The organism is Saccharothrix tamanrassetensis, assembly GCF_014203665.1.
Classification (GTDB): domain Bacteria; phylum Actinomycetota; class Actinomycetes; order Mycobacteriales; family Pseudonocardiaceae; genus Actinosynnema; species Actinosynnema tamanrassetense.
Window position 1 is genome coordinate 274474 of the sequence record NZ_JACHJN010000009.1, and the last position, 21630, is coordinate 296103.

Annotated in this window: 16 protein-coding genes, 2 tRNA genes and 1 other RNA gene; 15 read left to right on the forward strand and 4 right to left on the reverse strand. The window is 71.3% G+C overall.

Annotated features, from left to right (window positions below; all coding sequences use genetic code 11):
• The first annotated feature begins 174 nt into the window (after positions 1 to 174).
• From FHS29_RS27260 to FHS29_RS27270, 3 genes are all read left to right on the forward strand, one after another.
• A complete protein-coding gene (locus FHS29_RS27260) occupies positions 175 to 735 on the forward strand; it encodes an RNA polymerase sigma factor (protein WP_184695343.1) in 561 nt (186 codons plus the stop codon).
• 215 nt (positions 736 to 950) lie between these two features.
• Positions 951 to 1035: transfer RNA gene (locus tag FHS29_RS27265), tRNA-Ser, on the forward strand.
• Between the two features lie 726 nt (positions 1036 to 1761).
• Complete coding sequence (locus FHS29_RS27270; RefSeq protein ID WP_184695345.1) at positions 1762 to 2043, forward strand: hypothetical protein; 282 nt, start codon at positions 1762 to 1764, stop codon at positions 2041 to 2043.
• A 273-nt stretch (positions 2044 to 2316) separates the two neighbouring features.
• Here the strand turns inward: FHS29_RS27270 and FHS29_RS27275 are convergent, their stop codons facing one another.
• Complete coding sequence (locus FHS29_RS27275; protein WP_312865119.1) at positions 2317 to 3156, reverse strand: IclR family transcriptional regulator; 840 nt, start codon at positions 3154 to 3156, stop codon at positions 2317 to 2319.
• A 716-nt stretch (positions 3157 to 3872) separates the two neighbouring features.
• On the opposite strand from FHS29_RS27275, the gene FHS29_RS27285 reads away from it, so the two are divergent.
• Positions 3873 to 4184, forward strand: coding sequence for a hypothetical protein (locus FHS29_RS27285; protein WP_184695351.1), 312 nt, complete (start codon positions 3873 to 3875; stop codon positions 4182 to 4184).
• 291 nt (positions 4185 to 4475) lie between these two features.
• Positions 4476 to 6953, forward strand: coding sequence for a DUF8508 domain-containing protein (locus FHS29_RS27290; RefSeq protein ID WP_184695353.1), 2478 nt, complete (start codon positions 4476 to 4478; stop codon positions 6951 to 6953).
• A gap of 194 nt (positions 6954 to 7147) precedes the next feature.
• Here the strand turns inward: FHS29_RS27290 and FHS29_RS27295 are convergent.
• A tRNA-Ser gene (locus FHS29_RS27295) sits at positions 7148 to 7232 on the reverse strand.
• Between the two features lie 190 nt (positions 7233 to 7422).
• Between FHS29_RS27295 and ffs the strand changes: the two genes are divergently transcribed.
• From ffs to FHS29_RS27320, 5 genes are all read left to right on the forward strand, one after another.
• Positions 7423 to 7517, forward strand: an RNA gene (gene ffs / locus FHS29_RS27300) — signal recognition particle sRNA small type.
• A 31-nt stretch (positions 7518 to 7548) separates the two neighbouring features.
• On the forward strand, positions 7549 to 9783 hold the full coding sequence (locus FHS29_RS27305) for a DNA polymerase III subunit gamma and tau (RefSeq protein WP_184695355.1): 2235 nt from the start codon (positions 7549 to 7551) through the stop codon (positions 9781 to 9783).
• A gap of 68 nt (positions 9784 to 9851) precedes the next feature.
• Positions 9852 to 10178, forward strand: a complete 327-nt coding sequence (locus FHS29_RS27310) for a YbaB/EbfC family nucleoid-associated protein (RefSeq protein ID WP_221456729.1) — start codon at positions 9852 to 9854, stop codon at positions 10176 to 10178.
• Positions 10178 to 10771 (forward strand): recombination mediator RecR, encoded by a 594-nt coding sequence (gene recR / locus FHS29_RS27315; protein ID WP_184695359.1) that lies wholly within the window; start codon positions 10178 to 10180, stop codon positions 10769 to 10771. Before FHS29_RS27310 ends, recR begins: the two co-directional genes overlap by 1 nt.
• The gene (locus tag FHS29_RS27320) at positions 10768 to 11253 is read left to right on the forward strand and encodes a uridine kinase family protein (protein ID WP_184695361.1); all 486 of its coding nucleotides are present in this window, start codon (positions 10768 to 10770) and stop codon (positions 11251 to 11253) included. Before recR ends, FHS29_RS27320 begins: the two co-directional genes overlap by 4 nt.
• 289 nt (positions 11254 to 11542) lie before the next feature.
• Here the strand turns inward: FHS29_RS27320 and FHS29_RS27325 are convergent, their stop codons facing one another.
• Positions 11543 to 14821, reverse strand: coding sequence for an AfsR/SARP family transcriptional regulator (locus FHS29_RS27325; RefSeq protein ID WP_184695363.1), 3279 nt, complete (start codon positions 14819 to 14821; stop codon positions 11543 to 11545).
• A 231-nt stretch (positions 14822 to 15052) separates the two neighbouring features.
• Here FHS29_RS27325 and FHS29_RS27330 point away from each other — a divergent pair, with 231 nt between their 5' ends.
• From FHS29_RS27330 to FHS29_RS27350, 5 genes are all read left to right on the forward strand, one after another.
• Complete coding sequence (locus FHS29_RS27330; protein ID WP_184695365.1) at positions 15053 to 16735, forward strand: ABC transporter substrate-binding protein; 1683 nt, start codon at positions 15053 to 15055, stop codon at positions 16733 to 16735.
• 39 nt (positions 16736 to 16774) lie between these two features.
• Positions 16775 to 17779 carry an ABC transporter permease gene (locus FHS29_RS27335; protein ID WP_184695367.1) on the forward strand — a complete coding sequence of 335 codons (1005 nt, stop codon included), beginning with the start codon at positions 16775 to 16777 and terminating at the stop codon, positions 17777 to 17779.
• A gap of 6 nt (positions 17780 to 17785) precedes the next feature.
• Entirely contained in the window at positions 17786 to 18724 is a 939-nt protein-coding gene (locus FHS29_RS27340; RefSeq protein WP_184695369.1) for an ABC transporter permease, read from the forward strand.
• A 3-nt stretch (positions 18725 to 18727) separates the two neighbouring features.
• Positions 18728 to 19723: an ABC transporter ATP-binding protein gene (locus tag FHS29_RS27345; RefSeq protein ID WP_184695371.1), complete on the forward strand. Its 996-nt coding sequence runs from the start codon at positions 18728 to 18730 to the stop codon at positions 19721 to 19723.
• 77 nt (positions 19724 to 19800) lie between these two features.
• Positions 19801 to 20889, forward strand: coding sequence for an ABC transporter ATP-binding protein (locus tag FHS29_RS27350; RefSeq protein ID WP_184695532.1), 1089 nt, complete (start codon positions 19801 to 19803; stop codon positions 20887 to 20889).
• A 111-nt stretch (positions 20890 to 21000) separates the two neighbouring features.
• On the opposite strand, the gene FHS29_RS27355 is transcribed toward FHS29_RS27350, so the two are convergent.
• Positions 21001 to 21564, reverse strand: coding sequence for a TIGR03086 family metal-binding protein (locus tag FHS29_RS27355; protein ID WP_184695373.1), 564 nt, complete (start codon positions 21562 to 21564; stop codon positions 21001 to 21003).
• Positions 21565 to 21630: the final 66 nt, after the last annotated feature.

The following is a 21630-nucleotide window of genomic DNA, read 5'->3' on the forward strand; positions in this document are numbered from 1 at the left end:
TTCAACCTGGCCGTCCTGACACAACCGGAGCAGTGCGGGACCTTCATCGCACCTTCTTTCGGCGGGGTGGCTGCGGACCATGCCGGGATGCGGCGTCGGGATCGTTCCAGGAATAGCCCGCGCGGGTGATCCCGTTGATCTGCACGGCGGCTTCCGCGCTGGGACGATTGGCTGGTGTCCGTCGAGATCGCGGACGCCGCGCTGGCAGGCGGCGTCGCCAGGGGTGACCTGGCCGCGTTCGAGATGCTGGTCCGCCGCTATTCGGGTCGGGTCTACGGCCTGGCGTTCCGGGTGCTCGGCGACCGGGCCGAGGCGGAGGACGTGACCCAGGAGGTGTTCGCCACCGCGTGGCGGCGACTGGACTCGCTGACCGAGCCCGCCGCGGTGCGGACCTGGCTGTTCCGGGTCGCCCACCGGCAGTGCCTGGGGGTGTTGCGGCGGCAGAGGCCCGATCCGGTGGGGGAGTTGCCGGACTGGGGGGGCACCCCGATCGGCGTCGGCCCCCCGGCAGCGGACCCCTCGGCGGTGGCCGAGACCGTGGCGGCGGTCGCGGCGTTGCGGCAGGCGTTGCGGGTGCTGCCGGAGGCGCAGCGGGTGGCGTGGCTGCTGGCCGAGGTGGACGGGTTGTCGTACGCGCAGATCGCGGCGGCGGTGGGCGTCAGCGAGGAGTCGGTGCGGGGCAGGCTCGCGCGGGCCAGGGTGCGGCTGGCCGAGGTGATGAAGGTCTGGCGGTGACGACGTCCTCGAACGCCACCCCTGAACCCGCTCCCGAACCGCCGCCCCGAACCCGTCGAACCCGCTCCCACGAGCCCCGCTGAAACCGTGCCGGCTCCGGCGATCGAGCCCGCCGAACCACCGACGCCGACCGCGCGCAGCGGACACCGGCCGGTGCCCTCCCCTGGCCGGACCCCCGTTACGGGCCGGGTCGGGGGTCTTGTATTGTTCTCGGCGGTGGCGTGTCCGAGCGGCCGAAGGAGCACGCCTCGAAAGCGTGTGAGGTGAAAGCCTCCGTGGGTTCAAATCCCACCGCCACCGCTGAAGACGGGGCCTGATCCGCGGAGACGTGGATCAGGCCCCGCTCTCGTTGTCCGGGCTCCGTGTCCGGGACGGGTTCACAGCGCATCTGGTCGCGTGGCTCATCGCGGGAGTGATCTCCGCACTGCCGACGAGGTCACCCGGAGTCGGATTGGCGGCTGGTTGGCGCACATGATCGAGACGCGATCGGTCGCGACCGCGAACACCAACCACCGGGCGATGCGGCCGTTCTCCACGTGGCTGATCGGTGACGGTGTCATCACCCGCTCGCCGATGGAGGGGACGCCGCAGCCCGAGACACCCGGCAAACCGATCCCGTCATCCGCGACTGGGAGATGACCGAACTGCCGAACGGCTGCTGGTGGAGGAGAGGTCTCTTCGCACCTGCCCACCCTTGCGTGAATGCGGCGGTTGGGGTCGACGGCAGGCGGATCACGAGCAGCGCGGGGTCGATCCACCCCGCCCCGGTCCGCCACCAAGCCCAGTCGACCAACTTCTCCACCGTAAGGGCGAGCACCTTCGCGGTGTCGAACCGCGCACGCGGTGGGGGTGAACTCCTCGGGCACGTGGTGCAGGGACCGACCCGCCACCCGCTCGCAAACCTTCGCGTAGTCGACAGTGTTCAGGATGAACTGGTGCTACCTGAGATCGACTCGCAGGCTCGGGCGGAAGTGACCGTCCGGCTTTTCGGCGCACACCTTCAGGAAGGCCACGGTCGTATCCACGATGCGAACCGCCTCGTCCCCGGTCATTCCCCTTGCCCTGGCGTCGGCGGGCGGGGACGACGAGGCGATCTGCCGCTTCGAGGACCTGATCCCGCGCATGGGTGCTGAACGGCTGCGCGGGAAGGCGGGACGGATGACCGACTTGGCGGGGCTCTACTCGAAGACCGGTCGGTTGAACGAGGCGCGGGACTTGGTGGATCAAGCGGATACGGCGCTTGGTGACGTCCGGTCCACCAGGGTGACGGATCGGCTTGCGACGTTGCGCCGGAGCATCGCCGCCTGAGGGCGGAAGGCTTGCCGGAGCGACACGCAGCTCGGCAAGATCACGAGCGGTGGGGCTGCCGACCAAGCCCGGCGCGATCTCGTCCTGACGGTGACGGTTGCAACGCCCCGAACCGGACGCAAAGGAGAAGGTCCACGCATCGGGGGCGCGGCTCGCCTCGTCAGGCGACCGCGCCCCCGTCGTGTGCGCTGTGCCCGGACCGGCGCTGGGAGGGCCACCGGAAGGGCACGTCGTCGACCTTACCCCATGATCGAACACACGTTCGAGTGATCATCAGGATTCCTCCGTGCGAGGTATCCCACCCTCGGCACGGCTTTCGGTGACTGCCGGTGACTGGTCAGCGGCTTCTGTCACCGAGCCCGTCCCGCCGGCAGCGGCGCCAAGGCCGCCGTCGGGCGGCGAGACGATCCGACTGTTCGCGCCTACCTGATCGTGCCATCGTCCGGGGGCGAGGTTGGCGCTGATCATGTCCGCGGCGCGTTGCACGGCCGCCGCGATGGAGGTCAGCCGTCGGCCGTCGAACACCGCCGCGCCCACCGCGCCGACGGGCTCGCCGGAAGGCGCATGGACCGGTGCCGCCACGCAGGACGCCCAGGGGACGGAGTCGTAGTCGAACGCGACGCCCCGCGCACGGGCGTCGGCGGTCAGCTTCTTCCACTCCTTCGTCGAGTAGCACTCGGGCGGAGGCATCCCGAGGGTGGTGGCCGCGGTCAGGATGTCCGCCGCGCAGCCGGGTGGGAGTTGCAGCCCGGCGCGCCACGGGCGGATCTGGTCCACTTCGCCGCGGAGCCCGGCGACCAGCAGCGAACGCCCTGCTTCCGACATCGACACGCCCACGCTCGCGTTGTCGAACGCCGTGGCGAGTTCCCGGAGCGGGCGGCGCGCAGCCACCCGCAGCAGCGTGTCGGGCTGCCAAGCCTGTCCCAGGCGGAACATGCGCGACCCCATGCGATACCGCCCGGCCCTGCGCTGCACCGCACCGAGCGTGACGAGCTGGTCCAGCAGCCGGTGTGCGGTGGCCTTGGGCAGCCCGGCACCGGCGGCGAGCCGGGTCAGCCCGGCTTCTTCGACGCGCGCGAGTTCTTCCAGCAGGGCGAACGCACCCTCCAGCACCCCGCGTCCTGCCCCGGAGGTACTGCCCGCCCTCTCCCGCTCCGACCGTTCCCCCACTCCCGCCCCCTTGCACCGGCAACGGAACGACCGCAGTCGACGCGGCCCCGGCACCCCCGTGCCGCTCCCGGTCCGCTCAGCGGACCGCGCACTTCTCCGTCAGCTCCGGCCAAGGGCATTCTGCTCTGCACCGCCGACCGTGCGGTACCCGCTTCATCACGTCGCGGGAGGGGGATCTCCTGCCGAGTGCGACACGGCTCATCGCAGCACCACGAATTGCCCGTCGTGTTGGAGGGGCAACGCTTCTCGTCGGGCTGCGGGCGCCCGCTCCTCGTCGCAGGAGCTGCGATCGAATTTCAGGCACGCTTTCCTGCTGCCGACCGAGAAGGTGGTGTTGACGTCACGACGTGTCTACACCGACGGCGTCGAAGAACCGGTGGTTCCCGCGTTCACCAGCTCGAACCCTGCCGTCGCATCGGTCGGCCCGTCAGGTGAGGTGACTGCGCGCGCTACCGGCTTCGCCGATATCACGGCGTCCCACGCGGGTCTCGACTCGGTGACGCGGGTGACGGTTCGCGACAAGCGTGACGCCCCGGATTTCACCAAGCAGAGCGAGATCGTCGGGTCGTACGGGCCAGACTCGATGTTCCTGCGGACGATGTTCAACACGCCCCACAGCGAAATAACCGGTCCTCGTAACCCCCACCCTCGGATCGCTCATGCGGCAAGCCGGACTCAATGCGATGACGACGGGCTTCTACTTCAACCCCGGCGACCGGGCACCGCGCGACTTCGCCGCCTGGAAGGCCGGTATGGACCAGCTCCACAGCGCGATAAGCCGAGTCGCGCAGGAGAACGACCTCGGTATCTACCTGACCGGCGACGACATCGCCCGGACCAAGAACGAGCTGTTCGACAGCGTCTGCGACAGCCCCGATCCCGCGGTGTGTCCTCAGCCGACGTCCCAGGCGAAGATCAGGTATGCGCTCGACTGGGCGAAGAACTCCCGGCGCGTCATCGGCATCGAATGATCGACGAGGTCACCGCTCTCTGGGGTAGCACGCCGACGCCGACGGACGGCCGCTGGCACACGCCGCCGCCGAGGCTCGAAGACAACTCGTTCGGCAAGCTCATGGCGACCATGAACTCCACCGGTCGCCCCCACATCACGGGGACCTGCCTCGGCACATCGCAGACCACCCGAGGTGCGCCTCGGCGTCCCACTGCCGTTGTCGGTCGCCCGAGCGAAGCGCGCAGCGCACGTCTGCGCATGGTCAACAGTTAGTGACGGCTTCTTTCGCAGTTCACTCGTTCCGGGGAGGATGCGCGGACCCGCCAACATCCGGAGGATTCCGTTGAGACCCACTCCGCTGCGCGTCGGTTTAGCGGTCGCCGCGGCTTCGGCCGTGTCACTCGCCCTCGTGACGCCCGCGACCGCCGCGCCCAGCCCGGACGCCCTGATCGCCGAGGTCTACGGCGGCGGGGGCAACGCGGGCGCGACGCTCACCACGGACTTCGTCGAACTGGCGAACCGGAGCGCGAGCCCCGTGTCACTGGCCGGCTGGAGCGTGCAGTACCTGCCCGCGGGCGCCTCCGCGTCCAGCCAGTGGCAGGTCACGCCGCTGAACGGTGCCGTCGAGCCCGGCAAGCGCTACCTGGTGGCCGAGGCCAAGGGAGCCGGCGGCACCGTCGAACTGCCCACCCCCGACGCCACCGGCACGATCGCCATGTCCGGCAGCGGCGGCACGATCGCGCTCGTCACCGCCACCACGGCGCTGACCTGCAAGACCGTCGCCGACTGCGCGGCCGACGCGCGCATCCGCGACCTGGTCGGCTACGGCACGTCCACGGTCGTCCGGGAGGGCACGCCGACCGCCAACCTGAGCAACACCACGTCCGCCGCGCGCCCCGCGCTCGACGACACCGACAACAACTCCGCCGACTTCGCGGTGGGTGCGCCGACCCCGGTCAACGGCAAGGGCCAAGGCCCCGGCGACCCGGAGCCCGAACCCGAGCCGGGGGACAAGCGGATCCACGACATCCAGGGCACCACCCGGATCTCGCCGCTGCTGGGCGCGAAGGTCGCGGGCGTCCCCGGCGTCGTCACGGCCACCCGCGCCACGGGTGACCGGGGCTTCTGGTTCCAGGACACCGCCCCGGACGCCGACCCGCGCACCAGCGAGGGCCTGTTCGCCTACACGGCCGGCCTCGCGCCGACCGTGGAGCCGGGTGACTCGGTGCTGGTCAGCGGCACGGTCGCGGAGTACCGGCCGGGCGGTGACACGGCGGGCAACTCGAACCAGACGCTCACCGAGCTCACCGGCGTGACGGTCACCGTGCTGTCCAAGGGCAACGCCCTGCCCGCGCCGGTCGTGCTGAGCCCGCCGGACGGGTACCTCCCGACCGCCGGGGGCGGCAGCATCGAGGCGCTGGACCTCAACCCCTCGACCTACGGCCAGGACTACTACGAGTCGCTCGAAGGCGCGTACGTCCAGGTCGACAACGCCCGCGTCGTCGGCCCCACGAACAGCTTCGGCGAAACGTGGATCACCACCCGTCCCACGCAGAACCCGACCGCGCGCGGCGGCACCAATTACCTCGGCTACGACCAGCCCAACAGCGGCCGGATCAAGGTCAAGGCGGGCAGTGCCACACCGCAGACGAGCAACGTCGGCGATGTGTGGCGCGGCGCGACGGTCGGCAACGTCGAGTACACGAACTTCGGCGGCTACACGCTGGCCACGAAGACCGTGGGCGAGCACGTCTCCGGTGGCATCACACCGGAGAAGACCGACGCGGCGCGTCCTTACGAGCTGTCGGTCGCCACGTACAACGTGGAGAACCTCGCCGCGACGAACGCGCAGGCCAAGTTCGACCGCCTGGCCGCAGCGGTGGTGACGAACCTGTCGTCGCCGGATGTCGTCGTGCTGGAGGAGATCCAGGACAACAACGGCGCCACGGACGACGGCACGGTCGCGGCGGACGCGACGTTCGGCAAGTTCGTGGACGCGATCGTCGCCGCGGGCGGACCCCGCTACGAGTGGCGGCAGATCGACCCGCAGAACAAGACGGACGGCGGCGAGCCGGGCGGCAACATCCGGGTGGCGTTCCTGTTCAACCCGGCACGCGTGTCGTTCGTGGACCGCGCGGGTGGCGACGCGACCACGCCGGTCTCCGTCGTGAAGCAGCACGGCCGCGCGGCGTTGTCCGCGTCGCCGGGCCGCGTCGACCCGACGAACCCCGCGTGGAGCAACAGCCGCAAGCCGTTGGCGGGCGAGTTCAAGTTCCGCGGCCGTACGGTGTTCGTGGTGGCGAACCACTTCAACTCCAAGGGCGGCGACCAGGCCCTGCACGGCCGCTACCAGGAGCCGAACCGGTCGTCGGAGGTCCAGCGCGGGCAGCAGGCCACGGCGCTGCGGGCGTTCGTGGACCAGGTGAAGGCCGTGGACCGGGGCGCGAACGTGGTGCTCGCGGGCGACATCAACGACTACCAGTTCTCGCCGGCGGTCGCGACGCTGACGGCGGGCGGCTCGATGGTGGCCCTGATCTCGACGTTGCCGGAGGCGGAGCGGTACAGCTACGTGTTCGACGGCAACTCGCAGACCCTGGACCACATCCTGATCAGCGCCAACATCAACCGGTACCGGTACGACGTGGTGCACATCAACGCCGAGTTCGCCGACCAGGCCAGCGACCACGACCCGCAGGTGGTGAAGCTGCGGCCGAGCACGGGCAACGCCCAGGCCGACCGGGTGGTGTTCTTCCTGGAGGAACTCCTGGAGTGCCTGCCCAGACAGTGACCTGCCGCGAACGCCGAAACGGCCCCGCTCGGAGAAATCCGGGTGGGGCCGTTCCACGCTGTAGCGCGACTTCGCCGAGGGCTACCGGTGGGGCCGGCCGTTCGCGCCCAGCGGGTTCCGGTTCTCGGGACGACCTAAGGAGACCCGCCGACGACAGAGCCCCGGTCACCTGACGGTGCCGGGGCTCTGGTCTGCGGAGGATACGGGATTTGAACCCGTGAGGGGGTTAACCCAACACGATTTCCAGTCGTGCGCACTAGGCCGCTATGCGAATCCTCCGTCAACGAGCCTACCCAACGGAGGGATTGCCGACCAAAACGGCTGGTCAGGACGACGGCTCGGGTGGGCGGAGGAGAACCGGCGCGGTGCGGTCGCCGTGGACCGCCCCGCAGCGGGTGCCCGTGGTCGGTTCGATGATCGAAGTGCCGGGGTGGTCGGCAGGCGCTGCGGGACTACCGGCTACACTGACTGCGGACCTCGTGCGGCACACATCTCGCGAACCTCCCCAGGGCCGGAAGGCAGCAAGGATAAGCGGGCTCTGGTGGGTGCACGGGGTCCCCTCATTCTGTCGGACCCCTTCGGTAGGGTCTCGTCCGTGGCGCTCGCCCTCTATCGCAAGTACCGGCCGGCCACCTTCGCGGAGGTGGTCGGGCAGGAGCACGTCACCGATCCGCTGCGCACGGCGCTCGGGTCGGGGCGGGTCAACCACGCCTACCTGTTCTCCGGCCCGCGCGGGTGCGGCAAGACGTCCTCGGCGCGCATCCTGGCGCGGTCGCTGAACTGCGTGGACGGGCCGACGCCCGACCCGTGCGGCGAGTGCAACTCGTGCGTCGGGCTGGCGCCCAACGGCGTGGGCAGCGTGGACGTGGTGGAGCTCGACGCCGCGTCGCACGGTGGCGTGGACGACGCCCGCGAGCTGCGGGACAAGGCGTTCTACGCGCCGGCGGAGTCGCGCTACCGGGTGTTCATCATCGACGAGGCGCACATGGTCACGACGCAGGGCTTCAACGCCCTGCTGAAGATCGTGGAGGAGCCGCCGGAGCACCTGATCTTCATCTTCGCGACCACCGAGCCGGACAAGGTGCTGCCCACCATCCGCTCCCGGACGCACCACTACCCGTTCCGGCTGATCCCGCCGTCCTCGATGCGGGCGCTGCTGGAGCGCAACTGCGCCGCCGAGGGCGTGGCGGTCGAGCCGTCGGTGTTCCCGCTGGTGATCCGGGCGGGCGGCGGGTCGGCGCGGGACACGCAGTCGGTGATGGACCAGCTGCTGTCCGGTGCGGGCCCCGAAGGTGTGACCTACGAGCGGGCGATCTCGCTGCTCGGCGTGACCGACGTGGCGCTGATCGACGACGTGGTCGACGGTCTGGCGACCGGTGACGGCGCGGCGGTGTTCGGCACCATCGACCGGCTGGTGGACGCCGGGCACGACCCCCGGCGCTTCGCCTCCGACCTGCTGGACCGGCTGCGCGACCTGGTGCTGCTGCACGCGGTGCCCGACGCGGCGGAGCGCGGCCTGGTGTCCGCGCCGGACGACGTGGTGGCGAAGATGACCGGGCAGCGAGAGGCGACCCGGCCCGGCACCATCACCCGTTGGGCGGAAGTCCTGCACCAAGGTCTGACCGAGATGCGCGGCTCCACCGCGTCCCGGCTGCTGCTGGAGCTGGTGGCGGCGCGGATGCTGCTGCCGTCGGCCAGTGACGCGGAATCCGCCGTGCTGCAACGCGTCGAACGCCTGGAGAAGTACGGCCCACCCGCCAGTGCCGCTCCGGCCGGTGCCGCGCCAGGGGCCGGTGGCACGGGCTTCGGCGGTGCTGTCGGCGGTGGTCCCGCCGGTGGCGGTCCCGCCGGTGGTGCGGTTGCCAACGGTGCGATCGGTGCCGGTGGTGCGGGCGCCGGTGCTCCGGTCGGCCCCGGTCCGGCGGTCGGCGGTGCGGCGGTCGGCGGTGCGGCGGTCGGCGGTGCGGCGGCTGAGAGCGGCCGGACCTTCCAGCGACCGTCGCAGCGGCCCGCGCCAACCGCCGAGGAACCCGCCGAGTCGGCTCCACCTCAGGCGACGCGGGCGCCGGGCGCAGCCGCCCCGGCCCGGCCCGTCGACGAGGCCCCGCGACCCGGCACGCCCGCCCCGACCCGTGCGGCGGGCGAGTCCGCCCAGGCCCCGACCGGTGACCCGGTCCCGGCCCCGCCGGACGACGAACCCGTGGGCGAGCCGGCGGCGGACGGGACAGCGCCGGCCGTCGAAGCGCAGCCGGCCCCCGGCGGGGTGGACGCGGCGGAGATCCGGCGGCGGTGGCCCGAGCTGTGCGGCATCGTGCGCGGCATCGCCGGGCCCAGTGCCGGGGCGTTGCTGACCAGCGCCCTGATCGGCGCGGTCGACGGCACCGCGGTCACCGTCAGCCACACCTCGGCCCCGCTGGCGCGGAGGCTGGCCGAGCAGCGCAACGTCGACGCCATCGCCACCGCGTTCGCCCAGGTCTTCGGCGGCACGTGGCAGATCAGCTGCGTGCAGGGCGACGCGAGCGCGGGCCCCACGCGCCCCACGCCGCCCGCCCGGCAGCAGCGCCCGGCCCCGACCCGGCCCAGCCAGGCCGCCCGCGCGCCCGAGCCGACGAGGCAGGCGCCGTCGTCCCGCCCGACGCCCGCCGACGACGTCCCGCCGCCGCCCGAGCCGCCGGAGCCCGATGAGCCCCTCCCGCCGGAACCGGTGGACGAGGAGGAGATGCTCGCGGAGGCCGCGCGGCCCGGCGAGGCGGGCGAGCAGCTCGACCCGGAGGCGGTCGTGCTCAAGCTGCTCGCCGACGAGCTGGGTGCTCGCCCGCTGAAGACCTGATCCACGCGGCTACCCTGGTGACAAACCCCAACGGAGAGGAACCCGCGGTGCAACCCGGTGGGCCGAACATGCAGCAGATCCTCCAGCAGGCGCAGAAGATGCAGCAGCAACTCGCCGCCGCCCAGCAGGAGCTGGCCGAAGCCGAGGTGACCGGCACCGCGGGCGGCGGGCTGGTGACCGCCGTGGTGTCCGGCGGCGGTGAGCTCAAGAGCCTCAGCATCGACCCGAAGGTGGTCGACCCGGACGACGTCGAGACGCTGTCCGACCTGGTCGTCGCGGCCGTGCGGGACGCCAACCGCGCCGCGCAGGAGCTGGCCGCGCAGAAGATGGGCCCGCTGGCGTCCGGCATGGGCGGCATGGACGAACTCGGTGGTCTCGGCGGGCTGCTCGGCTGATGTACGAGGGGCCCGTCCAGGACTTGATCGACGAACTCGGCAGGCTGCCGGGCGTCGGTCCGAAGAGCGCGCAGCGCATCGCCTTCCACCTGCTCGCGGCGGACCCGGCCGACATCGGCCGGCTCCAGGACGCCTTGCAGAAGGTGAAGGACGGCGTGGTGTTCTGCGATGTGTGCGGCAACGTCTCGGCCGAGGCGACCTGCCGCATCTGCCGCGACCCACGGCGTGACCTGACCCTGATCTGCGTGGTCGAAGAGCCGAAGGACGTGCTGGCGGTGGAGCGGACCCGCGAGTTCAAGGGCCGCTACCACGTGCTGGGCGGCGCGCTGGACCCGCTGTCCGGGGTGGGCCCCGACCAGCTGCGCATCCGCCAGCTGCTGACCAGGATCGGCACCGAGGTCGACGAGATCATCATCGCCACCGACCCGAACACCGAGGGCGAGGCGACCGCGACCTACCTGGTCCGGATGCTGCGCGACTTCCCCGGTCTGACCGTGACGAGGCTGGCGTCCGGTCTGCCGATGGGCGGCGACCTGGAGTTCGCGGACGAGCTGACCCTCGGCCGGGCGCTGTCCGGTCGCCGGAGCATGTGAGGCTGGTCGCGGTCGACGGACCGTCCGGGTCGGGCAAGTCGACCTACGCGGCGGACCTGGCGGCGCGGCTCGGCGCGGCCGTGGTGCCGACCGACCACTTCGCCACCTGGACCGACCCGGTGTCGTGGTGGCCACGCCTGGTGTCGGAGGTGCTGGTACCGCTGTGGGAGGGCCGGCCGGGCCGGTACCGGCGCGTGGACTGGTCCGAGGGCTGGCCGCGACTGGGGCCGCCGGTGACCGTCGAGGTGCCCGAGGTGCTGATCATCGAGGGCGTGTCGTCGGCACGGCGGTCGATCGCGGAGCGGCTGGACGAGGCGGTGTGGGTCGAGCTGCCGGACGAGCGGGCACGGCTCGAGCGCGCCGTCGCACGGGACGGCGAGTCGAGCCGCGCGCACCTGGTGCGGTGGCAGGCTTTCGAGCGGGGCTGGTTCGCGGTCGACGGCACCCGCGCCCGAGCCGACCGGATCGTCACGACGAACTAGGCACCCGCTCGGTTCCGCCACGCACTCGGTGGTTCCGCCAGGCAACCGCTCAGGTTCGCCAGGGCCCGGGGCAACCGGTCAGTTTCGCACGCGACACCGACAACGCCGGGCGAAGCCGCCCCCGACTTGATCATCCCACGGGGCACCGACAACTCACGGTTGAAACGCCGCTCAACGCGGGTCGCGGGGCCGCTCGACGGAGGTCGCGGGGCCGCTCGATGCAAGTCGCGGGGCCACTCGACGCGGCCCGCAGCACTGCCCAACGCGCTCACCCCGGGTCGGAGCGCCGCTACGGGCGGTCGGACGGGTCGGTGGCCGCGAGGGCGGCTCGGACGAGGGCCGCATCCGGTGCGCCGATGGCGGTGAACCACTCCAGGGCTGTGGTCCAGTAGGTGCGAGCGGTGGCGTGGTCGCCGGTGGTCGCCGTCGCGTCGCCGGCCAGTTGCGCGGCTCGGGCCTGGACGAAGCGCTGGCCGGTGGAGCGGCTGAGCTCCAGCGAGCGCTTGGCCAGGTCCAGCGCCTCCGGCACGTCGCCCTGGTCCAGGTGGACCCTCCCCAGCAACACCAGCATCCCCACCTCGGCCAGCCGCAACCGGTACCGGACGGCGCTGTCCAGGGCCTGGCTGGCGGAGTACCTGGCCTCGTCCAGCCGACCCGCCGCCCGATGCGCCGACGCCAACCCACGGCGGGCCGCGCAGATGCCCCACGGGTAGCCGGTCTCCTCGGCGATCCGCAGCGCCTCCGTGTGGCGTTCCACGGCCTCGCTGTGCCGCCCGTCGCCGTACAGGGCCTCGCCCAGGACGTTCTTCGCATCGCAGACGCCCTTGAGGTTCCCCAGGTTCTCGGCGATGGCCAACGCCCGCGACGCCTCGGAGATCGCGTCGGCGAAGCGGCCCCGCATCACGTACGTGTGCGCCAAGCCCTCGTGCGGGATGTGGGCGAAGCCGCGGGCCTTGGCGCGCTCGTACAGGTCGCCGGCGCGTTCGTACAGCTCGGCCGCGCGTTCCGGTTGGCCCTGGAACAGGTGCACCTCGGCCAGCGCCCGGTAGCTGTCGGCCTGGGTGATCCACACGCCCAGGCGGTTGCCGACGTCCAGGGAGCCCTCGAACGACGACACCGCCCGGTCCAGCTGCCCGAGTTGCAGGTAGACGCCGCCGAGGTTGAGCAGGGCGATGCCCTCCTGCTGCAACGCCCCGATGCCGCGCGTGATGACCAGCGCCCGTTCGAGGCAGTCGGCGGCCTGCTCCAGTTCCCCCAGGTCGATGTAGACGCCGCCCAGGTTGGCCAGGACCGCGGCCTCGGCGGCCGGTGCGGCCCCGGTGCGCTGCTGGATCGGGATGGCGCGGCGGAAGTAGTCCACGGCCACCCGGTGCTGGCCGATCACCCAGTAGAGCACCCCCAGCGACGACAGCATGGCCACCTCGCCCACCGGGTCGCCGATGGCCTGCGCCACCGACAGGCCGGCCTTCGCGGTCGCCACCCACTCGACCGGCAGGCCCTGGGCGTAGAAGTAGCGGCGCAGGGCGTCGGCCAGCTGCCAGCAGTCGCTGTCCGGCTGGCGGTCGGTCGAGTGCAGCACCAGCGCGACGAGGTTGGCGCGTTCGGCGTCCAGCCACGCCAGGGCCTCCGCCGGCGTGGAGAACAGGCGGGGCGCGACGCCGGACTCGATCCCGTCGCGCGGCAGCCGCATCAGGGTCGCCTTGACCGTGTCGGTCGCGTTGTCGACCGAGCGGATCGACCAGTCCAGCAGGCGGCGGTGGGCCTGGGCGCTCTCCGCCGGGTCGTCCTCGAACGCCAGCCGCTCGGCCGCGTAGTCCCGCAGCAGGTCGTGGAACTGGTAGCGGCCGGGTGCGTGGTTGTCGACCAGGTTCGCGGTCGCCAGCCGGTCCAGCCGGCGGCGGGCGTCCTGGGTGGTCAGACCGCCCAACGCCGCCGCGATGTCCGGCGTGATGTCGCCGGGGGCCAGGCTGAGCAGCCGGAACAGGGACGCCAGCTCGGGCTTCAACGCGGTGTAGGACAGGTCGAACGCGGCGTGCACGGCCGCGCGCTCGTCGCCTTCCACGGCCAGCGCCGCCAGCCGGTTGCCCGCCCGCAGCTCCTCCACGTACGACGCGATGGTGGTCTCCGGCCGGGACAGCAGGTTCGCCGCCGCGATCCGCAGCGCGAGCGGCAGGTGCGCGCACAGCTCGGCCAGCTCGTCGGCCGCCGCCGCCTGCCCGGCCACCACGTCCTCGCCGAGCATCCCGGCCAGCAGCGCCCTGGTCTCCTCGCTGTCCAGCACGTCCAGCCGCACGTTCGACGCCGCGTGGCTGACCGCCAGCCCGCGCAGGGTGTCCCGGCTGGTCACCAGCACCGCGCAGCCCGGCGAACCCGGCAGCAGCGGCCGGATCTGCTCGGCGTTGGCCGCGTTGTCCAGCACCAGCAGCACCTGCTGGTCGGTCAGCCGGGACCGGAACATCGCCTCCTGCTCGTCCTGGTCCAGCGGCACCGACTCCGGGGGCACGCCCTGCGCCCGCAGGAACCGGGGCAGCACGTCCACCGCGTTCAGCGGCGGGCCCTGGGCGTAGCCGCGCAGGTTCACGTACAGCTGGCCGTCCGGGAAGTACCGGCGCATCTTGTGCGCCGCGTGCACGGCCAGCGCGGTCTTCCCCACGCCCGGCGGCCCGGCCAGCGTCACCACCGGCACGCCCTGCGCCGTCCTCAGCAGCGCCTCGATCAGCTGGACGGCCTGCTCGCGCCCCACGAAGTCGCCGATGTCGGCGGGCAGCTGGGACGGCACCACCCGCTCGCGCTGCGGGGGCGCCGCCGCGCCGAGGTCCAGCGCCGCCGCGCCGCTGAGCACCTGCTGGTGCACCCGGCGCAGCTCGTCGCCGGGGTCGATGCCCAGCTCGTCCGCCAGCAGCGCGCCGACCCTGCGGTACGCGCCCAGCGCGTCGGCCTGCCGGCCGGACCGGTACAGCGCCACCATCAGCTGCGACCACAGCCGTTCCCGCAGCGGGTGCTCGCTGGTCAGCCGGTACAGCTCGGGGATCAGCTCGGCGTGCCGGCCCAGCTCCAGGTCGACCTCGACCCGGCGCTCCTCCACGTGCAGCCGGCGTTCGCCCAGCCGGGGCACCTCGTCCCGGTGCAGCACCTCCGACGGCACGTCGACCATCGCCGGACCGCGCCACAGGCCCAGCGCGGCGGTGAAGATCGCCGACGCCGACTCCAGCCGGCCCGCCGCGCGCTCCTGCTCGCCCTCGTCCACCAGCTGCTCGAACCGGACCACGTCGATGGTGCGCTCGTCCACGTCGATCAGGTACGCGTCCGGCACGGTGCGGATCGGCACGGCCGGACCGAGCACCTGCCGAAGTCTCATCACGTAGGTCTGGAGCGTGCCGCGGGCCCGCGCGGGCGGATCGGCGCCCCAGATGTGCTCCGCGAGCTCGTCCACCGACACGCTCGACCCGGCGCGCATGAGCAGCGACACCAGCAGCGAACGCTGGCGACCTGCGCGGACGACCACCTGCTCGCCGTCGACCAGCACCTGCAACGGCCCGAGGACGCGGAACTCGACCTGTGGGCCCATCCCCGACCTCCCCTCCGCCCGCGTGCGGGTTTCTGTTGTCCGTTGTACAGCGTAGGAGAGCGTTTGCCCGACCGGCCGTCGTCACGTTGGGTCAGCGGACATGCGCCGGAAGTACGAGAATGGCCATTCACGTGGCCGGATCGTGACCTGCGTTACCGCTGAAGGGTTGTGGTGACCGGTTAGGGTCGCTGACCACACCGTGAGATCCCGGATTTCCACTAGGGGTGTTTGATGGCTCATTCCCGAACGGCCCGGCGCCGCTGGACGGCCGCGATCGGCCTGACCGGCGTCGCCGCGCTCGCACTGTCCGCCTGCGCGCAATCCGACCGCGGTGACGAATCGGGGTCCGGCAAGGTCGGCGGCACGCTGACCTTCGGCGCGGCCGGTGCGCCCAAGTTGTTCGACCCGTTCTACGCCACGGACGGCGAGACGTTCCGCGTGTCCCGGCAGATGTACGAGGGCCTGGTCGGCTTCAAGGCAGGCAGTGCCGATGTCGAGCCCGCACTGGCGACCAAGTGGGAGTCGTCGACGGACGGCAAGACGTGGACGTTCACACTGAAAGAAAATGTGAAATTCCACGACGGCAGTCCGTTCAACGCTGAAGCGGTGTGCTTCAACTTCAACCGTTGGTACAACCAGAAGGGGCCCGCCCAGAGCGACGCCGTTTCGCAGTACTGGCTGGACAACTTCGGCGGCTTCGCGGACACCCCGGACAAGCCGTCGCTGTTCAAGTCGTGCACCGCGAAGGACGCGAAGACCACGGTCGTCGAGTTGACCACCGCGACTTCCCAGTTCCCGTCGGTGCTGGGCTTCACGTCGTTCTCGATCTCCAGCCCCGAGGCGCTGAAGAAGTACGACGCGGACAACGTGGTCGCGGCCGGTGACAGCTTCACCTACCCGGCGTACGCGAACGAGCACCCGACCGGTACCGGTCCGTTCAAGTTCAGCAAGTTCGACAAGGCCAACAACGTCGTCGAGCTGGTCCGCAACGAGGACTACCACGGCACCAAGGCCAAGCTGGACAAGGTCGTCTTCCGGATCATCCCGGACGAGACCGCCCGCAAGCAGGCCCTGAAGGCCGGCGACATCGACGGCTACGACCTGCCGAACGCCGCCGACTGGGCCGGGCTGAAGACCGACGGCTTCGACGTCAAGGTCCGCCCCGCGTTCAACGTGCTGTACCTGGGCATCAACCAGCTGAACAACCCCAAGCTCCAGGACCTCAAGGTCCGCCAGGCGGTGATGTACGCGATCAACCGCGAGCAGCTGGTCAAGTCGCAGCTGCCCGAGGGCGCCACGGTGGCCACCCAGTTCATGCCGCCGCTGGTGGACGGCTACAACAAGTCGCTGACCGCGGTGAAGTACGACCCGGAGAAGGCCAAGTCGCTGCTGGCCGAGGCGGGCGCGTCCGACCTGACGCTGAAGTTCTACTGGCCGACCGAGGTCACCCGGCCGTACATGCCCAGCCCGAAGGACCTCTACAGCGCCGTCGCGGGCGACCTGGACAAGGCGGGCATCAAGGTCGAGGCGGTGAGCAAGCCGTGGAACGGCGGCTACCTGACCGACGTCGACCAGGGCATCCCGGACCTGTTCATGCTCGGCTGGACCGGTGACAACGGCACCGCGCACAACTGGGTCGGCACGTTCTTCGGCCGCACCGACAACCGGTTCAACACCGGCAAGTCGCCGTGGGGCAAGGACCTCGCCGACAAGCTGGCCGCGGCCAACGCCGAGCCGGACGAGGGCAAGCGCACCGCGCTGTACGAGGACGTGAACAAGAAGATCATGGAGGAGTACCTGCCGGCGATCCCGATCTCGCACTCGCCGCCGGCGCTGGTCTTCAAGAAGGAAGTCCAGGGCGTCACGCCCAGCCCGCTCACCGACGAGCGGTTCGGCACGACCACCAAGGGCTGACCCACGACGGCGTAGAGACACAGACAACGGGGTAGCGCAATGCTCCGCTACACGATCCGACGGCTCATCCAGCTGGTCGGCGTGGTGCTGGTGCTGTCCCTGCTGCTCTTCGCGTGGCTGCGCGCTCTCCCCGGAGGACCGGTCTCGGCCCTCCTGGGAGAGCGCGCCACGCCCGAGTCGCGGGAAGCCCTCACCAAACAGCTCGGCTTGGACCAGCCGATCTTCGTCCAGTACTTCAAGTTCCTCGGCCGGGCCCTGTCCGGCGACTTCGGCGTCTCCACCGGCGTCCAGCCCGGCGACTCGGCCATGGAGATCTTCCTCCAGCGGTTCCCCGCCACCATCGAGCTCAGCTTCCTGGCGATCGTCATCGCCATCGCGTTCGGCATCCCGCTGGGGTACCTGGCGGCGAAGCGGCGCGGCGGCTGGTTCGACAACCTCAGCGTCGGCGGCTCGCTGATCGGCGTGGCCGTCCCGGTGTTCTTCCTGGCCTACGTGCTCAAGGACGTGCTGTCCTCGGCGCTGGGCCTGCCCACCGAAGGGCGCCAGGACGCGATCAACGCGACCCGGGTCACCGGGTTCTTCGTGTTCGACGGCGTGATCACGCAGGAGTGGGACGCGGCGCTCAACGCGCTGGAGCACCTGATCCTGCCCGCGGTCGCGCTGTCCACCATCCCGTTCGCGGTGGTCTTCCGGATCACCCGCGCGGCCGTCCTCGACGTGCTCGACGAGGACTTCGTGCGCACGGCCGAGTCCAAGGGCCTGACCGCGCCGGTCATCCGGCGGCGGCACGTGCTGCGCAACGCGATGCTGCCGGTCGTGACCACGATCGGCCTGCAGACCGGCGCGCTGCTGGCGGGCGCGGTGCTCACCGAGAAGGTGTTCTCGTTCGCGGGCGTCGGCCAGGCGCTGGCGATCGGGTTCGAGCGCCGCGACTACCCGGTGCTGCTGCTACTGATCATCATGGCCACGATCGTGTACGTGGTGGTCAACCTGCTGGTGGACCTCTCGTACGCGTTCATCGACCCGCGGATCAGGACGAGGTAGCCCGCGATGGTCACTCCAACCAGGAAGAAAGACCGCATCGACGCCCTGGCGGCGTCCTCGGCGGACTTCGACGCCGGGGTCAGCCTGGCCGTGAGCGCGTGGCGGCAGCTGCGGCGCAGCCCGATGTTCCTCACCGGCGCGGTCATCATCGGCCTGTTCGTGCTGGTGTCCCTGCTCTCGCCGTGGCTGGCGCCGCAGGACCCGTCCGAACCGATGCTGATCGACCAGGTCGTCAAGGCGCGCAACGAGATCCCGCCCATCCAGCCGGGGCACGTGCTCGGCGGCGACCTCCAGGGCCGGGACTTCTTCTCCCGGCTGCTGGTCGGTTCGCAGCAGACGCTGATCGTCGGCGTGCTGGCCACCCTGATCGGGCTGACCGGCGGGCTGACGCTCGGCACGCTGGCCGGCGCGTTCGGCGGCTGGGTGGACTCGGCGGTCATGCGGGTGGTCGACGTCATGCTGTCGCTGCCCAGCCTGCTGCTGGCGTTCAGCATCAGCGCGCTGTTCGCGCGCCCCAACCAGTACACCGTGATCGTGGCGGTGGCGGTGGTGCAGATACCCGTGTTCGCCCGGCTGCTGCGCGGCTCCATGCTCGCGCAGCGGCACAGCGACCACGTGCTGGCGGCGACCGCGCTGGGCGTGAAGCCGGGCGCGATCGTGTTCCGGCACATGCTGCCCAACTCGCTCGGACCGGTGATCGTGCAGTCCACGCTGGTGCTGGCCACGGCCATCATCGACGCGGCGGCGCTGTCGTTCCTCGGCCTGGGCAACCCGGACGACCGGATCCCGGAGTGGGGCCAGATGCTGGGCGACGTGCAGAACGTGTTCGACACGCACCCGCAACTGGCGTTCTGGCCGGCGGGCTGCATCATCGTGGTGGCGCTGGGCTTCACGCTGATGGGCGAGACCCTGCGCGAGGCACTCGACCCCAAGAGCAGGCGGTGAGTCATGGCGTTGCTGGAAGTGCGTGACCTCACCGTGGTTTTCGAGCGCAAGGGGGAGCAGCCCTTCACCGCCGTCGACCACGTGAGCTTCGAGGTGGAACCCGGCCAGACCGTGGGTCTGGTCGGCGAGTCCGGGTGCGGCAAGTCCGTGACGTCGCTGGCGATCATGGGCCTGCTGCCCAAGCGCGGCGCGCGCGTCTCCGGCACGGTCGGCTACGAGGGCACGAACCTGCTGTCCCTGTCCGACCGGGAGATGCGCGACCGGCGCGGCCGTGACCTCGGCATGGTGTTCCAGGACCCGCTGTCGTCGCTGAACCCGGTCGTCCCGATCGGGGTGCAGGTGACGGAGGTGCTGGAGCGGCACCGGGACATGTCGCGCAAGAAGGCGATGGTGGAGGCGGCCGACCTGCTGGACAAGGTCGGCATCCCCGACCCGACCCGGCGGCTGTCCGAGTACCCGCACCAGCTCTCCGGCGGGATGCGGCAGCGCGCGCTGATCGCCATCGCGCTGGCGTGCCGGCCCCGGCTGCTCATCGCCGACGAGCCGACCACCGCGCTGGACGTGACCATCCAGGCGCAGATCCTGGCGCTGCTCAAGGAACTCGTGCGGGACATGGGCACCGCGCTGGTGATGATCACGCACGACCTCGGTGTGGTCGCCGGGCTGTGCGACGAGGTCAACGTCCTGTACGCCGGCCGGGTGGTGGAGAAGGCGGAACGGCACGAGCTGTTCGCCGCGCCGCGCCACCCGTACACGCACGGGCTGCTGTCCTCGATCCCGCGCCTGGACGCCCCGCGCGGCCAGAAGCTGTCGCCCATCAAGGGATCCGTGGCCGACAACATCCCGTGGGACCACGGGTGCGCGTTCGCGCCCCGCTGCCCGAACGCGCTGGACGTGTGCGTGCAGGTCACGCCGGCGCAGGAGGACATCGGCGGCGGCAGGCTGTTGCGCTGCCACAACCCGGTGCGGCCTCCGGTGGTCGAGGAGGTGTCGGCGTGAACCCGCAGAGCGGCGTCCGCCCGGAAAGCGGTGCCACGCCGGGACCGGCGGCTCCGGAGTCCACTGTGGACGAACTGATGTCCGTGCAGGGCATCAAGGTGCACTTCCCGATCAAGCGCGGGCTGCTGCTGGACCGCACGGTCGGGCACGTGTACGCGGTGGACGGGGTGGACCTGGGCGTCCGGCGCGGCGAGACCTACGGGCTGGTCGGCGAGTCCGGCTGCGGCAAGTCCACCCTCGGGCGGGCGATCCTGCGGCTGACCGAGCCGACCGCCGGCCGGGTGGTGTTCGACGGCACGGACCTGTCCACGCTCAAGGGCGAGTCGCTGCGCACCATGCGGCGGCGGATGCAGATGGTGTTCCAGGACCCCATGTCGTCCCTGGACCCCCGGCAGTCCGTGGAGTCGATCCTGGTGGAGGGCCTGCGGGCGCACGACCTGGACAAGGGCAAGGAGTCCACCGGCAAGCGGCTGCGCGAGCTGCTGACCGCGGTGGGCCTGGCCTCCACGTCGCTGCGCAAGTACCCGCACGAGTTCTCCGGCGGTCAGCGGCAGCGCATCGGCATCGCCCGCGCGCTGACCGTCGAACCGGACCTGATCATCGCCGACGAGCCGGTGTCCGCGCTGGACGTGTCGGTGCAGGCGCAGGTGGTGAACCTGCTGGAGGAGCTCCAGGACCAGTTCGGCCTCACCTACCTGGTGATCGCGCACGACCTGGCCGTGGTGCGGCACATCTCCGACCGGGTGGGCGTGATGTACCTGGGCGGCCTGGTGGAGGAGGCGTCCTCGGACGACCTCTACGCCGAGCCGCTGCACCCGTACACCAGGGCGCTGCTGTCGGCGATCCCGGTGCCGGACCCGCTGGTGGAGGACCGGCGGGAGCGGATCCTGCTCAAGGGCGACCTGCCCTCGCCCGCGAACCCGCCGACCGGCTGCCGGTTCCACACCCGGTGCCCGTGGAAGCAGGAGACGAAGTGCTCCACCGAACGGCCGGAGCTGCGCGAGGTGCTGCCCGGCCACCGGGTGGCGTGCCACTGGGCGGAGGACATCCGCGCCGGTCGGATCCGGCCGCACGAGGTCGAAGCCGTGCTGGTGGAGGAGGACGGCATCTCGCCGGACATCCCGCTGGTCGGCCCGGCCTCGGTGACCGAGGCGCTCAACCCGTAGTCGCGGCCGGCCGCGGCACCCGGGTCGATCCCGGGCGCCGCGGCCGGAGCGCACCCGCCGCGCACCCCGCGCAACCGCGGCGGGTCGTCCACGGCGGCCGATCAGCCGGGCTCAGGCTGACCAGTCCGGCGAACGGCCCAGCAGCCCCACCAGCCGGTCCGTGATCGAGGCGTCCTCGGCGACGTCGACCGGCAGCCCGAACGCCGCTCCGGGGCCCCGCACGTCCGGCGTCGACGGGTAGCGGCGGGCCATCTTGTAGGCGGCGAGCGCGAGTTCGTCGTCCAGCGTGCCGTCCAGGCCGAGCGCGCGGCGCAGGTCCCACGAGTGCACCAGGTTGTCCACGAAGTGCGCGGCGACGAGGTTGCTTCCCGGACGGGTGCCGAAGCCGGGGAACTCGGCCTCCCGGTCGAGGAAACCGTTGGCGCGGAACGATTCGGTGACCTGGTCACTGGCCACGGCGTAGGCCGCCACCAGGTCTTGGTCCGCCTGCGCGCGGACTTCTCCGCCCCGCGCCCCGGCGTCGAACTTCAGCGACATGTCGACCTGGTGTTGCAACAGGTCCCGGACGGTCCAGCCGGTGCAGGGCGTGACCAGGTCGAAGTCGCCCGGGGTGAGCTTCCCGGTCAGCACGATGTTGGCGTCGATGGCGGCGCGGTTCAGGTCCAGCAGGTCCACGTGGTCCCCCTCGAGAAGTTGTACGAACGATCGTACAATTAGTTTGCGAACGGTCAAGGGGTTAGC

Bases quoted from the DNA above. Each gene is read 5' to 3' on its own strand.
- FHS29_RS27330 (WP_184695365.1), top strand. From the start codon at position 15,053: ATGGCTCATTCCCGAACGGCCCGGCGCCGCTGGACGGCCGCGATCGGC.
- FHS29_RS27290 (WP_184695353.1), top strand. From the start codon at position 4,476: ATGCGCGGACCCGCCAACATCCGGAGGATTCCGTTGAGACCCACTCCG.
- FHS29_RS27335 (WP_184695367.1), top strand. From the start codon at position 16,775: ATGCTCCGCTACACGATCCGACGGCTCATCCAGCTGGTCGGCGTGGTG.
- recR (WP_184695359.1), top strand. From the start codon at position 10,178: ATGTACGAGGGGCCCGTCCAGGACTTGATCGACGAACTCGGCAGGCTG.
- FHS29_RS27345 (WP_184695371.1), top strand. From the start codon at position 18,728: ATGGCGTTGCTGGAAGTGCGTGACCTCACCGTGGTTTTCGAGCGCAAG.
- FHS29_RS27325 (WP_184695363.1), bottom strand. From the start codon at position 14,821: ATGGGCCCACAGGTCGAGTTCCGCGTCCTCGGGCCGTTGCAGGTGCTG.
- FHS29_RS27285 (WP_184695351.1), top strand. From the start codon at position 3,873: ATGCGGCAAGCCGGACTCAATGCGATGACGACGGGCTTCTACTTCAAC.
- FHS29_RS27270 (WP_184695345.1), top strand. From the start codon at position 1,762: ATGCGAACCGCCTCGTCCCCGGTCATTCCCCTTGCCCTGGCGTCGGCG.
- FHS29_RS27310 (WP_221456729.1), top strand. From the start codon at position 9,852: ATGCAGCAGATCCTCCAGCAGGCGCAGAAGATGCAGCAGCAACTCGCC.
- FHS29_RS27340 (WP_184695369.1), top strand. From the start codon at position 17,786: ATGGTCACTCCAACCAGGAAGAAAGACCGCATCGACGCCCTGGCGGCG.
- FHS29_RS27350 (WP_184695532.1), top strand. From the start codon at position 19,801: ATGTCCGTGCAGGGCATCAAGGTGCACTTCCCGATCAAGCGCGGGCTG.